At 63.6% G+C, this 13,317-nt stretch carries 12 protein-coding genes; 3 read left to right on the top strand and 9 right to left on the bottom strand.

Annotated features, from left to right (window positions below; genetic code table 11):
• Positions 1-52 precede the first annotated feature (52 nt).
• The 3 genes from B5525_RS07235 to lepA form a co-directional block, all read right to left on the bottom strand.
• Positions 53-316, bottom strand: a complete 264-nt coding sequence (locus B5525_RS07235) for a type II toxin-antitoxin system PemK/MazF family toxin (RefSeq protein ID WP_244568007.1) — start codon at positions 314-316, stop codon at positions 53-55.
• Between the two features lie 59 nt (positions 317-375).
• Positions 376-564: an antitoxin MazE family protein gene (locus B5525_RS07230; RefSeq protein WP_244567844.1), complete on the bottom strand. Its 189-nt coding sequence runs from the start codon at positions 562-564 to the stop codon at positions 376-378.
• Positions 565-730: 166 nt separating this feature from the next.
• Positions 731-2,536, bottom strand: a complete 1,806-nt coding sequence (gene lepA, locus B5525_RS07225) for a translation elongation factor 4 (RefSeq protein WP_079565386.1) — start codon at positions 2,534-2,536, stop codon at positions 731-733.
• Positions 2,537-2,649: 113 nt separating this feature from the next.
• On the opposite strand from lepA, the gene B5525_RS07220 reads away from it, so the two are divergent.
• Positions 2,650-4,263 (top strand): glycosyltransferase family 39 protein, encoded by a 1,614-nt coding sequence (locus B5525_RS07220; RefSeq protein ID WP_079565385.1) that lies wholly within the window; start codon positions 2,650-2,652, stop codon positions 4,261-4,263.
• Between the two features lie 80 nt (positions 4,264-4,343).
• Here B5525_RS07220 and B5525_RS07215 read toward each other — a convergent pair.
• The 6 genes from B5525_RS07215 to B5525_RS07190 all read right to left on the bottom strand — a co-directional run bounded on the left by B5525_RS07215 (position 4,344) and on the right by B5525_RS07190 (position 9,579).
• A protein-coding gene (locus B5525_RS07215) for an IS630 family transposase (RefSeq protein ID WP_425305293.1) occupies positions 4,344-5,428 on the bottom strand; the annotation gives its coding sequence in 2 pieces (ribosomal slippage) (positions 4,344-4,927 and positions 4,927-5,428; 1,086 coding nt in all).
• Positions 5,429-5,558: 130 nt separating this feature from the next.
• Positions 5,559-5,891: an HPr family phosphocarrier protein gene (locus tag B5525_RS07210; protein ID WP_079565384.1), complete on the bottom strand. Its 333-nt coding sequence runs from the start codon at positions 5,889-5,891 to the stop codon at positions 5,559-5,561.
• A complete protein-coding gene (locus tag B5525_RS07205) occupies positions 5,888-6,289 on the bottom strand; it encodes a PTS sugar transporter subunit IIA (RefSeq protein ID WP_079573044.1) in 402 nt (133 codons plus the stop codon). Before B5525_RS07205 ends, B5525_RS07210 begins: the two co-directional genes overlap by 4 nt.
• 131 nt (positions 6,290-6,420) lie before the next feature.
• The gene (locus B5525_RS07200; RefSeq protein WP_079565383.1) at positions 6,421-6,948 is read right to left on the bottom strand and encodes an HPr kinase/phosphorylase; all 528 of its coding nucleotides are present in this window, start codon (positions 6,946-6,948) and stop codon (positions 6,421-6,423) included.
• Complete coding sequence (locus B5525_RS07195; protein WP_079565382.1) at positions 6,945-8,765, bottom strand: sensor histidine kinase; 1,821 nt, start codon at positions 8,763-8,765, stop codon at positions 6,945-6,947. Before B5525_RS07195 ends, B5525_RS07200 begins: the two co-directional genes overlap by 4 nt.
• Positions 8,766-8,877: 112 nt before the next feature.
• Positions 8,878-9,579: a response regulator transcription factor gene (locus B5525_RS07190; protein ID WP_079565381.1), complete on the bottom strand. Its 702-nt coding sequence runs from the start codon at positions 9,577-9,579 to the stop codon at positions 8,878-8,880.
• Positions 9,580-9,800: 221 nt separating this feature from the next.
• Between B5525_RS07190 and B5525_RS07185 the strand changes: the two genes are divergently transcribed.
• Positions 9,801-10,535 carry a HugZ family protein gene (locus tag B5525_RS07185; RefSeq protein WP_079565380.1) on the top strand — a complete coding sequence of 245 codons (735 nt, stop codon included), beginning with the start codon at positions 9,801-9,803 and terminating at the stop codon, positions 10,533-10,535.
• 44 nt (positions 10,536-10,579) lie between these two features.
• Complete coding sequence (locus B5525_RS07180; protein ID WP_079565379.1) at positions 10,580-13,189, top strand: CHAT domain-containing tetratricopeptide repeat protein; 2,610 nt, start codon at positions 10,580-10,582, stop codon at positions 13,187-13,189.
• Positions 13,190-13,317: the final 128 nt, after the last annotated feature.

Raw genomic sequence — 13,317 nt, 5'->3', positions numbered from 1 at the left:
GCGCGGATCAAGATGGGGGGACGCCGAAGCGCTGACGCGACCTAAATCTTCGTCACCGCGCCAGTCCAAGCACGACGAGCAGCGCGCGATCGAGCTGTTCGGATGTTTCTCCGTCAATATGGCCGATGACGCGCCGAACCCGGTCAAGGCGCAGCGCGATCATCTTATCCGTCATGATTTGCGAACGAAGGCGGAGGCCGTTGGATGGCTGGGCTTCGACAATTGGCCTCAGCGGCAATTTCTCTTGAAGGTCCGACGAAATAGGACAGATGAAGACCGTGGATAGCCCTTCGAACTCGTCGGCTTGCACGACCACTCCGGGTCTCGGTCGTCCTAGTTCGCTTGGAACCACCACCAGGACGACATCGCCGCGCTTCACTTCCAGTCGCTCCAATCATACGCCGCCTCGATCCAGGCATCGATGGCGTCGTTTTCCGGATGCCGCGCCATCAATTTTGCTTGTCGGCGTAAATCAGCTCGAACCTTGGGATTGCGCAAATCCGGCACCCAATGCTGCACCGGCCGCAGCCCCTGCGCGCGCAACCGCTCGCGGCGTGCTGCCATGCGTTGCTGCGGACTGCGGGGTTTTGCCTTTTTCGGGGTCGTGGCCATGAATAAAACGTAACATGTTACGCGACGAAATTCAACGGCTATCGCAGGGGTTACAAAACCAAGATTTCCCAGGATCGACGGGGTCGTTCAACCTAGTAACGCCGTCGAGGCACAAGCTTCAGCTATCCACCTTTAGCGCAGCAATGAACGCTTCCTGCGGGATGTCGACCTTGCCGAACTGCCGCATCTTTTTCTTGCCTTCCTTCTGCTTCTCCAGAAGTTTTCGCTTGCGCGTGATGTCGCCGCCGTAGCACTTGGCGGTGACGTCCTTGCGCAGCGCGCGCACGGTTTCGCGGGCGATCACCTTGCCGCCGATCGCGGCCTGGATCGGGATCTGGAACATGTGCGGCGGGATCAGTTCCTTCATCTTCTCGACCATGGCGCGGCCGCGGCCTTCGGCGCGGGTCTTGTGCACCAGCATCGACAGCGCATCCACCGGCTCGTTGTTGACCAGGATCTGCATCTTGACGAGGTCGGCGGGCTTGTAGTCGGTCAGGTGATAGTCGAACGAGGCATAGCCCTTGGAGACCGACTTCAGGCGGTCGTAGAAATCGAACACCACTTCGTTGAGCGGCAGTTCGTATTTCACCATCGCGCGGTTGCCCACGTAAGTGAGCTCCTTCTGCGAACCGCGCCGGTCCTGGCAGAGCTTCAAGACGCTGCCGAGATATTCGTCGGGGGTGAGGATCGTGGCCTCGATCCAGGGTTCCTGGATTTCGGCGATCTTGACCACGTCGGGCATATCGATCGGGTTGTGGATCTCAATCATTTGCCCGTCGGTCAGGTGCATCTTGTAGATCACCGATGGCGCGGTCGCGATCAAATTGAGGTCGAATTCGCGGCTCAGCCGCTCCTGGATGATTTCCAGGTGGAGCAGCCCGAGGAAGCCGCAGCGGAAACCGAAGCCGAGCGCGGCCGAGGTTTCCATCTCGAAGGAGAAGCTGGCGTCGTTAAGGCGCAACTTCCCCATCGCGGCGCGCAAAGTCTCAAAATCGTCGGCATCGACCGGGAACAGGCCGCAGAACACCACGGGGATCGCCGGCTTGAAACCGGGCAGCATCTCGGTCACCGGCTTCTTGTCGTCGGTGATGGTGTCGCCGACGCGGGTGTCGGCCACTTCCTTGATCGCGGCGGTGATGAAGCCGATCTCGCCTGGGCCGAGTTCGTCGATCTGCTGCATCTTCGGGGTGAAGAAACCGACGCGTTCGATCTCGTAAGCCGCGTTGGTGCCCATCATCCGGATGCGCTGGCCTTTTTTCAGCACGCCGTCGACGATCCGCACCAGCACCACGACCCCGAGATAGACGTCGTACCAGCTGTCGACCAGGAGCGCCTTCAGCGACGCATCACGGTCGCCTTTCGGCGCCGGCAGCCGGTGCACGATGGCTTCCAGCACGTCGTCGATGCCGAGCCCGGTCTTGGCCGAGATCATCACCGCATCCGAAGCGTCGATGCCGATCACGTCCTCGATCTGCTGCTTGACCTGGTCGGGTTCCGCCGCCGGCAGGTCGATCTTGTTGAGGACGGGGACGATTTCGTGGCCGGCATCGAGCGCATGGTAGACATTGGCGAGCGTCTGCGCCTCCACGCCCTGGCTGGCATCGACCACCAGCAGCGAGCCCTCGCAGGCCGCGAGCGACCGGGAAACTTCATAAGCGAAGTCGACATGGCCGGGAGTGTCGATCAGATTGAGGATATAGGTCTTGCCGTCCTTGGCCGGGTAGGTGAGCCGCACCGTCTGGGCCTTGATCGTGATACCGCGCTCGCGCTCGATATCCATGGAATCGAGCACCTGTTCCTTCATCTCGCGCGCCTGCAGGCCCCCGGTGGTCTGGATCAGGCGGTCGGCCAGCGTCGATTTGCCATGGTCGATATGCGCAACAATGGCGAAGTTGCGGATGTTGGAAATAGGGATGGATGTCATGGGCGCGGGATAGCATTGGCGCCCCTGTGCGGCAACCATAATGCGCTGTTTTTGCGGCACATCTTCACGCCAAGCTGATTCCACTCAGGCCCAAAACGCGCTACGCACAGGCCATGACAGTTGCGTCATTTTTGCCCGCCGCTTCGCGCGCGCGCCGCAGGCCCTCGGTGCGGCGGCTGGCGGCGTGGCTGGCGGCTTGCGCCGGCGATCCCGTCGCCGGTTGGCGGCTGGTGATCGGCTTTGCGATCGCCCATGCCGTGCTCTGGACCTTCATCCTGATCAATCTGAAGGCGGCCCAGGACGTCCATATGGACGTCGCGGAAGCGTTCGCCTGGGGCCAGAAATTCCAGTTCGGCTACGGCAAGCATCCGCCGCTGTCGGGCTGGGTGGCCGGTCTCTGGTTCAAGATGTTTCCGGTCACCGACTGGGCGACCTATGCGCTGGCGATGGCGACGCTCGGCTGCGGGCTGGTGGTCTGTTGGCGGATCGCGCTGCGTGTCGTGGATCGGCGCCGCGCCTTCTTCGTCGTGGTGATGCTCGCGCTCTATCCGATCTTCAACTTCAAGGGCTTCAAATATAACCCCGATCTCCTGCAACTCGTGACCCTGCCGCTGGTGGTGCTGGCCTATCTGAATGCGTTCGAAAAACGCAGCGTGAGATCGGGCCTGTGGCTCGGTCTCGCCGGTGCGTTAGCCTTGATGACAAAATACTGGGTGCTGACCATGATCGGCGCCATCGGGATCGCCGCGCTGGTTCATCCCGACCGGCTGAAATTCTTGGGCTCGCCGGCGCCGTGGGTCGCGATCCTGACCCTCGTCGTCGCCATGATCCCGCATCTGGTCTGGCTGAGGGAAGTCGACTTCGTGCCGCTGACCTATGCCGGCGACGTCTACGGCCTGTCGGACCGCGCCCAGAGCGCGCAGCTTGTGCTCGGTTATGTCGGCCACAATCTGGCGCTGCTGCTGGCGCCCGTGGCGCTGGCGCTGCTGGCGCTGGCGTTGCTGCCGCCGTGGTGGAAGACCCCGCTGGCGCTGGTGACACGCCCGTGGTCGCGCGGGCCGAATCCGGGCGTTAATCGATCGCAGGCGCTCAACATCTGGATCATCCAGGTCGTGGTCGCGATCGGGCCGCCGCTCGGCGGCCTGATCTTCGAAGTTTATATGAAAACCGATTGGGGCATCTCGCTGTTCTTTCTGACGCCCCTGGCGCTGGTCGCGATACCCCAGCTCCGCTCGCAAAAACGGGCGCTATTCAACATCTGCGCAATTTGGCTCGTCGTCACGCTCGCCACGCTGGCCGGTTCGCCCGCCATCGCCGTCCGCGAAATGGCGGCGAATCCCAATGGCGCTTCAGGCTACGGCGATCGGTCGCAACTCGCCCGTGAATTGACCCAGGCCTGGCACGATCGCTTCGCCACAAGATGGGCCGTGGTCGCCGGCACCACGGAGATCGGCGAGCCCATGACCTTCTATAGCCCCGATCATCCGGCGCCGCTCACCCCGGGTGAACTGTGGTCGTCGGGGCTGACGTCGCTGGAGGAGGCCAGGCGGCTCGGCTTTATCGGCATCTGCGATACGTCGGACGGGCGGCTGCCGGTCTGCACCGCGTGGATGGCAGCGAACGCCGCCAACGCAGAGCGTCTCACCGTCACCACGCAGCGCTTTTTCCAGGGCCGTTCCGGTCCGGCGATTACCTGGAACGTCTACATCGTGCCACCGGCGAAGTAGAAGACTTGATCGAGCAGCTCAGGCATCATGGTTCGAGACCCGCCGCGCTGCTCCTCACCATGAGGATCTAATACCAGCCTTCAGAAGGGCTGACTGATGATGGCCCAGTCGCGGGCCGCGATCGAGGTGATGCGCCCGGTTTCGGCGAGAAGTTTTCGCCAGGCGTTTTGGCAGGCGTCGAGGATATCGGTGTAGGACGCGAACACACGGTTGGCGAGATAGGTCTGTCGCAGATACTGCCAGATGTTCTCGGCTGCGTTGAGCTCCGGACAGGCGGGTGGCAGCGGCACGAGGGTGACATTGGCAGGTGGCTTTAGTTTGCGCGTCGTGTGCCATCCGGCCTTGTCGAGGATCAGCAGCGCATGCGCGCCGGGCGCGACGGCCTTGCCGATGGCGTCGAGATGCGCCTGCATAGCCTCGGTGTCGGCTTGCGGCATGATGAGGGCGACGCCGGTGTCGCGGCTCGCACAGACGGCGCCGAACACATAGGCGTTCTCGTAGCGCTGATCCTTGGGCTGCCGCGGCCGTGATCCCTTCTTGGCCCATTGGTAGACGAGGCTGTTCTTCTGGCCGACCCGCATCTCGTCCTGGAACCAGACCTCAATCGGCGTTTCCGGGGCGAGTTTGGTCACGATCGCCGCGACCTGCGTAGGAAAGTTTTTTTAAATGCCGCGATCGTCTCCGGATCCTGCACGGGATGGCGCGGCCGGGCGCTGATGTGCGAGAAGCCGAGCTTCTTGAGCGCGCGCCCCAGGCTCACCTCCGACAGATCGACACCGAAACGCTGTCCGAGAACACGCTTCAGGTCGACGCAGCGCCAGCGTACGACCCCATCCTTCTCCGGGTCGGGGCCGGTCTCGACGAGCTGCTTCAATGCATCTTTCTGCTCGTCGGAGAGCTTCGACGGCCGCCCGGTCGGCTTGATGTCGATCAGACCGTCAGGCCCGTACTGGTTGAAGCGGTGCGCCCAGTCCCGCAGCGTCTGCCGGTCCATGCCGCCGATCCGGGCCGCCTCGGTGCGGTTCATCCCGTCGCGAATCGCCGCCAGCGCCAGCAGCCGTCGCGCCTGCGCGGCATCCTTCACCTTCGCCGCGAGCCGACGCAGCTCATCCGCCTCGAAATCCTCCCGTAGACCGACCGCCCGCCCATCGCCGACCTCCCGAATCAATCCAGTCGGTCATAAATGAATCACGCCGGCGCCAGCTTTTCAAAAAGAGTCAGACCTTCCGAAGGCTGGTATAAGACCTGAGGAGCGCGCTCTTGCCCGCGTCTCGAAGGATGAAGCCCGCAATCTCTCACGTGCCTTCTTCGTTGAATTTGCCGGCGACGAGTTCGGTGATGGCGTCGATGGCGGATTGTGCCTCGGGGCCGATCGCGGAGACGACGATCGAAGTTCCTGGACCCGCCGACAGCATCATCAGTCCCATGATCGAGGTGCCGCCAACGGTCTCGCCACCCTTGGTGACCCAGACCTCGGCGTTGAAGCGCTCGACCATCTGAACGAATTTCGCGGATGCGCGCGCGTGCAGGCCGCGCTTGTTGATGATGGGAAGTTCGCGGGACAGCGCGCCCGCGGGGACACTCGGCCCGGCCTCGTTTGCAGGCAGCGGGGCGTCGTCGTCGCTCATTTGCCGGCGAGGACCCGGCTGGCGATGGTGACGTATTTGCGGCCGGCTTCCTGAGCCATCGCGATGGCGTCGGGCAGCGAACGCTCTTCGCGAACCTTCGCAAGCTTGACCAGCATCGGAAGATTGATGCCTGCGAGCACTTCCACCTTCGGACGGCTCATGCAGGAGATCGCGAGATTCGACGGCGTGCCGCCGAACATGTCGGTGAGGATGGCCACGCCATCGCCCGAGTCGACGCGGTTAACCGCCTCGATGATGTCGCTTCGACATAGATCGGCGTCGTCCTCGGCTCCGATCGTGACGGCTTCGATTTGCTTTTGCGGACCCATTACATGTTCGAGCGCCGCCTTGAACTCGTCGGCAAGGCGCCCATGGGTCACAAGTACTAGACCAATCATCGGAAACTCCTCGCGGGTGCCTTTTGGTGCACCGCACGAACGCGCCACTTTGACCATCCAGAGCCCCCGCGCAAGAGGGGTTCTTCGCGATTCTCCCGGAAAATTAGCGGTAGAGGGGGAGCCTGCGCCGGTTATTCCGTGGCGATAGTGGGGGTTATATGGTTACCAATCCCCTTCGAACAATCGGCCGAAGGTTGTGAACAAGGTGAACTCGCGGTCATGGTCAGTGCGGCGATAACGAGCGGGAACGCCGCGAAGCCCAATCCTATGGGAATTCGGGGTATTTTGGTACCCGAAATTTGCGTCTGAAACGCCTCGGGTGGCGGCATCCGTTCCGCGTCAGGAGCGGCCAGATCGACCACCAGGCCGACAATAGCGTCCTCGACAAAGTCGCAACGGCGAATCCCCAGCCCGCGAATTTCGATCAGCCCGGCCAATTCGCGCGCCGGGTGGACCGTTAACTGTCCCTGGCTCGCCCTGAGATGGACGCGGTCGTCGCCGACCAGCACGGCTGGCGGAATCTGTCCGGCGCGTCCGGCCAGGATCAGGTCGAAGGCAAGGCGCGATTTGCCGGTCCCTGAAGCCCCGCGGATCAGCACCGCGCGATGTCCCACCTTTACCGCGGAAGCGTGCACACTGGCGCCTGCTGTATCGGTCATGGCACCGGCAGCCTGACCACGAAGCGCGCGCCCGCGACCGTTGCTTCCCCATCGGCGTTGACGGGGCCGGACCGATTCTCAGCCCAGATGCGTCCGCCATGCGCCTCGATGATCTGCTTCGAGATCGACAGCCCCAATCCGGAATTCTGTCCAAAGCCCTGATGCGGCCGGTCGGTGTAGAAGCGCTCGAAGATCCGTTCCAGCGCGTCGTCGCGAATACCCGGCCCGTCGTCATCGACCACGATCTCGATTTCCGATCGCAGTCGGCGGCAGACGATCCGCACCTTGCCGCTGGCTTCGGAAAACGACTGCGCATTGGAGAGCAGATTGGAGATCACCTGTCCGAGCCGTGAATCGTGGCCCGGCACCGAGAAGCTATCGTTGGCGCCTTTCCCTTCGAAGCGCACCACGACGGCGATGTTGTTGCCGCGCCTGGTTTCGTTGGCGACCGTCGTCAGCGCGTTGAGCAGGCGGCGAAGATCGACCGACGTCATGTCCTGCCGCTGCAGTTCGGCATCGAGCCGGCTCGCATCGGAAATATCCGAGATCAGCCGGTCGAGCCGCTTGACGTCGTGCTCGATCACCGAGAGCAGCCGCGAGCGGCTGTTCTCGTTGCGCGCCAGCGGCAGGGTTTCGACCGCCGAGCGCAGCGAGGTCAGCGGGTTCTTCAGTTCATGGGCGACGTCGGCGGCGAACATCTCGATCGCCTCGATGCGGTTGTAGAGCGATTCCGTCATGTCGCGCAGCGCGCCGGAGAGATGCCCGATCTCGTCGCGGCGGCGGGTGAAATCGGGGATCTCGACGCGGGTGCGGATGCGGCGGCGGACGCGTTCGGCGCTGTCGGCGAGCCGGCGGACGGGACCCGCAATGGTGCTCGCCAGCAGCAGCGACAGCGCGATCATCACCACGGCGGCGACGGCGAAGATCTTCAGGATGGCAAGCCGCTCCGCGGTCACCATCTGGTCGATATCGCCGCCCTGCGTCGACAGCAGCAAGACGCCATTGACCGCCCGAAAGTGCTGCACCGGCACCGCCACGGAGACAATGACTTCTCCGCGGTCGTTGATGCGAACCATGGAGCCTTTGATGCCGTCGAGCGCGCGGGAAACCTCGGTGTAACCCTTGCCGTTCTCCGGCCCGAGTTCGCGGTAGAGGGGCAGATCGCCGCGATTGAGCCAGGTGCGAATCGCGATCATCGCGCGCTCGGCCATTCCGGGCGCGCCGGTCGAGGGCGGGGCCAACTCGAAGCGCATGACGTCGCCGCGGCCATACAGGCTGCGGCTGTCGAGGATCAGCACGCCGTCGCGATCGTAGATGCGGGCGCGGGTCTTCGTCGGCGAGATCAGTCCGCGCAGTACCGGCGCGATGCGTTCGGGATTGATCGAAAAATCGAGACCGGACAAGGCATCGTCGGACGGGCCGTAACTTTCGCCAGGTTTCAGATCGATCAGACGATCCGGGTCGATGGTGAGCGCGTTGGTTTCGGTGGTCCCCGTCGCGGCAATGGCGCGCGCGATGACTTCGCCCGTCGACAGCAGATTCTCGGCCCGCGCGTCGATCAGGCCGGCGCGGAACTGCGAGAGGTACAAAATGCTCGCAACCAGCGCCACCAGGCCGGCGAGATTGAGCGAAACGATGCGGCGGGTGAGGCTGGAGAAGCTGAGCGCAAAGAAGAACTGGCCGGCGCGGCGCAGCCAGCCGAGCAGCCGCTGCCAGCCCCGCACCGGAGGGCTGTCCATGGCAACGCCATCGAGTGCGAGGGACGCCGAGACACCCTCCGCATTCAGGTTTGGATCAGGCTGCGTTCGATCGAGCAATGGCCAAAACTGCCGGTTGTTTTCGATGGCGCCCTTGGAAGACGCTTTGCCCCTATCCTACCCCAGACAGGCGTCGGCGTCAGTTAACAATCAGCCCGTCGGCGAGTGACAATCAGGTTTCCTTGAAGCGGTAGCCGACGCCGTACAGGGTTTCGATCATCTCGAAATCGTCGTCCACGACCTTGAACTTCTTGCGCAGCCGCTTGATGTGGCTGTCGATGGTGCGATCGTCGACGTAGACTTGGTCGTCATAGGCCGCGTCCATCAGCGCGTTGCGGCTCTTCACCACGCCGGGCCGCGTCGCCAGCGCCTGCAGGATCAGAAACTCGGTGACCGTCAAGGTCACGGGCTCGTTCTTCCAGGTGCAGGTATGACGTTCCGGATCCATCCGCAGCAACCCGCGGTCCAGCGCCTTGGCGTCGGTCTCCTTCGGTGCGGCGCTGGGATCCTTCGGCGCCGAACGGCGCAGCACGGCCTTCACGCGCTCGACCAGCAGGCGCTGCGAAAACGGTTTGCGGATGAAATCGTCGGCGCCCATTTTGAGACCGAACAATTCGTCGATCTCCTCGTCTTTGGAGGTGAGGAAGATCACCGGCAGATCGGATTTCTGCCGCAGCCGCCGCAACGTCTCCATGCCGTCCATGCGCGGCATCTTGATGTCGAGGATGGCCAGGTCCGGCGGTGAGGTCCGGAAGCCGTCGAGCGCGGAAGCTCCATCCGTGTAGGTCATGATGCGATAGCCTTCGGCTTCGAGCGCGATCGAGACGGATGTGAGAATGTTGCGGTCGTCGTCGACCAAGGCGATTGTGGGCATGAGCCTGCTTTCAGATACTGGTACGAGGTGACTGAAACGGCGAGCGAATCGGTGATGCGCCGTACAAGTGAGCTTCGAACCTGGTCAACGAGCAATGCAAGCTGGGCTGAAGTGTGACCGAGTTCCGCAAAACGTCCGAGCCGACCCCAGGGTTCCCACCTATATAACTACCAGTTTTGCCCAGAAAAGGCCCATATTGCAAACAGACGGCGAGATGACCGATGCAGCCCACCCCTGATTTCGACGCGTCCCGGTTGGCCCGCTCGCTGTTGCGCCGCTGCCGCCAAGGAGCGTTGGCCACCCTGATGGCCGGCAGCGGGGACCCCTATTGCTCGCTGGTCAATGTCGCAAGCCATGCCGATGGCTCGCCGATCCTGCTGATTTCGCGCCTCGCCGTGCACACCAAAAATATCCTCGGCGATCCCAGGGTCTCCCTGATGCTGGACGAGCGGGCCGAGGGCGACCCGCTGGAAGGCGCGCGGATCATGTTGTCAGGCCGGGCCGAGGAGGCCGACGGCAGCGATCTGGAGATCGCGCGCCGGCGCTACCTCAACGCCCATCCGTCCGCGGAAGCCTTTGTAAACTTTATGGATTTTTCATTCTTCCTGTTACGGCCGACCGGCACCCATCTGGTAGCCGGGTTCGGGCGGATCGTCGATCTGAAGCCCGATCGGTTCCTGACCGAGATTTCCGATGCGGCTGCGCTGCTGCAGGCCGAGCAGGGCGCCATCGACCACATGAACGCCGATCATCGTGAGGCGACTAACCTCTATGCGACGAGGCTGCTCGGCGCTGAGGCCGCGGACTGGCGCTGCACCGGCTGCGATCCCGACGGGATCGACCTGCAGGCCGGCAGTAAGACGTTGCGGCTGGATTTCCCGGAACGCGTGACCAGCCCGGGGGAACTGCGGAAGATGCTGGTCAGGCTGGCGGATGAGGCGCGGGCGAAGCCATAGCCGATGCCCGCCCGCGCCAGAGGCAAGGGCGAGGCGAGCACAAGATGAAATCCGGTAGCCGATGGGCCCTGGTGGCGGCTCTGGCGCTGGCGACCAACGCCGGCTTGAGCGCGCCGTCATCGGCGCAAAAGGGTGAGGTGGCGGCGCTGAGCGCCAGGATCGCCGAACTCAGCCGGGCCGGCAAATATGCCGAAGCGATTCCGCTGGCGCAGGGCCAGCTCGAAAGCCTGGAAAAGAAATACGGTCCCTTCAACGGCGATGTCGCGGGCGCGCTGAACAATCTGGCGCTGCTTTATGCGGACGTGGGACGCGACGCCGAGGCCGAGCCTCTGTACAAGCGCGCCATCGCGATCCAGGAAAAGATCGGCGGCCTCAATTCGCCGGCCGTTGCGACCGAATTGAACAACCTCGCCGCTTTGTGCCAGCGGCAGGAACGCTTTGGCGAGGCCGAGCCATTGTTCAAACGCGCGCTGGCGATTCGCGAGCAGTCGCTTGGCCGCGATCATCCCGACGTCGGACAATCGCTCAACAATCTGGCGACGCTCTACGATAAGCTGGACCGCCATGCGGAGTCCGAGCCGCTGTTCAAGCGGGCGCTTGCCATCTACGAGAAGGCGGCCGGTCCGGAGCATCCCGAGGTCGCGACGCTCCTGAACAATCTCGGCCAGGTCGCCAAGGTTCAGGGCCGCTATGCGGAGGCCGAGCCGGAGATCCGGCGGTCGCTCTTGATCCGCGAAAAAGTGCTCGGGCGGGACCATCCCGACGTGGCGAGATCGCTGAACAATCTGGCGGACCTGTACGAACGGCAGGGCCGCCTTAGGGATGCCGAACCGCTCTACCAGCGGGCGGCCGCGATCCGCGAGGCGGCGCTCGGTCCCGATCATCCCGACCTTGCAATATCGCTCAACAACCTGGCGTTCCTCTATCAAGGCGAGGGACGCAACGCCGACGCGTTGCCGATCGTGGAGCGAATGATCGGAAGCGGGCGTGCACAGCCGCGCGTGGCGCTCCCGGTGCTGTTTGCCGCGCAGAACGGGCGATCCGTCTCCAGCGAGAAGGCGCTGGACGATGCGCTCAATGTGGTCCAGCACGGCGCCCAGTCGTCGGCGGCGTCCGCCGTGAACAAGCTCGCGGTTCGCCTTGCCGCCGGAAGCGATCGCCTCGCCGAGCTCGTGCGGCGGGATCAGGATCTCGCCACCGAGGCCGACGCGCTGGACAAGTCGATCATTGGCGCGGTCTCCAGGGAGAGATCGAGGCGCGATGCGGCGGCCGAGAGCCGCAACCGGGACCGGCTTGCCGCCATTTCCGCCGAACGCGCGGGCTTGCAAAAGACATTCGCCGCCGAATTCCCCAATTACGCCGCGCTGTCGAATCCGCTGCCGATGAAGGTTGCGGAGATCCAGGCGCTTTTGTCGGTCGATGAGGCCATGGTGCTGTTTTCGGTGGTCGACAAGGAGAGCTATGTCATTGCGCTGACGCGCGAGCGCTTCGACTGGAAGCCGCTGCCGCTTGGCGCCGAAGCCTTGTCGCAGAAGGTCGCTGCGTTTCGCCGCGGTCTGGATATCGGTAAAGCCCGCGATGCCTCCGGCAAGTCCGGCCTGTTCAATCTGGCGCTGGCCAATGAGCTGTACGTCACGCTGCTGGGTCCGGTCGAGACGCTGGTCAAGGACAAGCGCAGTCTCCTGGTGGCGCCTTCAGGCGCGCTGACGGCGCTGCCGTTTCATCTCCTGGTGACGGAGAAGCCTGCCGCCGCGATCCCCGAAACATTCGCGGGCTACCGCGATGCCGCCTGGCTGGTCAAGCGTCAGGCGGTGTCGGTGTTGCCGTCGGTCGCAAGCCTGAAGGCGCTGCGGGCGTTTGCGCGCAGTGAGCACGCGACCAAGCCGATGACCGGCTTCGGCGATCCCTTGTTCAACCCGCTGCAGGATGGCGGCGGGGACAACCGCGCCGCCGGGGCAACAAAATCCGCGTCCCGGTCGGTGGTGACGTCGGCCTATACCGACTTCTGGCAGGGGATCGGTGTCGATCGTGCGAGACTGGCGCAAGCGCTGCCGCCATTGCCGGATACGGCCGACGAATTGAAGGGCGTTGCGAGCGACCTCGGTGTGGCCGCCGCCGACATTCATCTCGGCGCCGACGCCAACGAGACCACCGTCAAGCGTCTCGCCCTCGCCGATTACGGCATCATCTATTTCGCCACCCATGGCCTGCTGGCAGGCGACGTCAAGGGCCTCGCAGAGCCGTCGCTGGCGCTGAGCATTCCAAGGCAGCCGTCCGAACTCGATGACGGTCTGCTGACCTCGAGCGAAGTCGCGCAACTGAAACTCAACGCTGACTGGGTGGTGTTGTCGGCCTGCAATACTATTGCCGGCGACAAACCCGGGGCGGAAGCCTTGTCGGGCCTGGCGCGCTCGTTCATTTACGCCGGCGCCCGCGCGCTCCTGGTCTCGCACTGGGCGGTGGATTCGGAAGCTGCGACAAAGCTGACGATCGCGACCTTCGACCGTCTTAAGGTCGATCCGAAGATCGGCCGCGCCGAGGCGTTGCGGCAGGCGATGCTGTTCTACCTCAACGATACTTCATCGCCCAAAAACGCCTATCCCGCTTTCTGGGGACCGTTTGCCCTGGTCGGCGACGGCGCGGCGCGTCATTGAAGGTTAATTGTTGCGACGCAACAAGCCGCATGGCCGAGTGTGACCAAAATAGCGGCCGATTGTCGCGCCGCAACGCCTCCGCAACGATCAGAAGCCCCTCGATAAGGCCGTGCGGTGCAGCAGGCTTT

The sequence above is a fragment of the Bradyrhizobium erythrophlei genome, from assembly GCF_900129505.1.
Lineage (GTDB): Bacteria > Pseudomonadota > Alphaproteobacteria > Rhizobiales > Xanthobacteraceae > Bradyrhizobium > Bradyrhizobium erythrophlei_D.
Note: the sequence above shows the minus strand (reverse complement) of the source record. Positions and strands in the feature narration are given on the sequence as shown.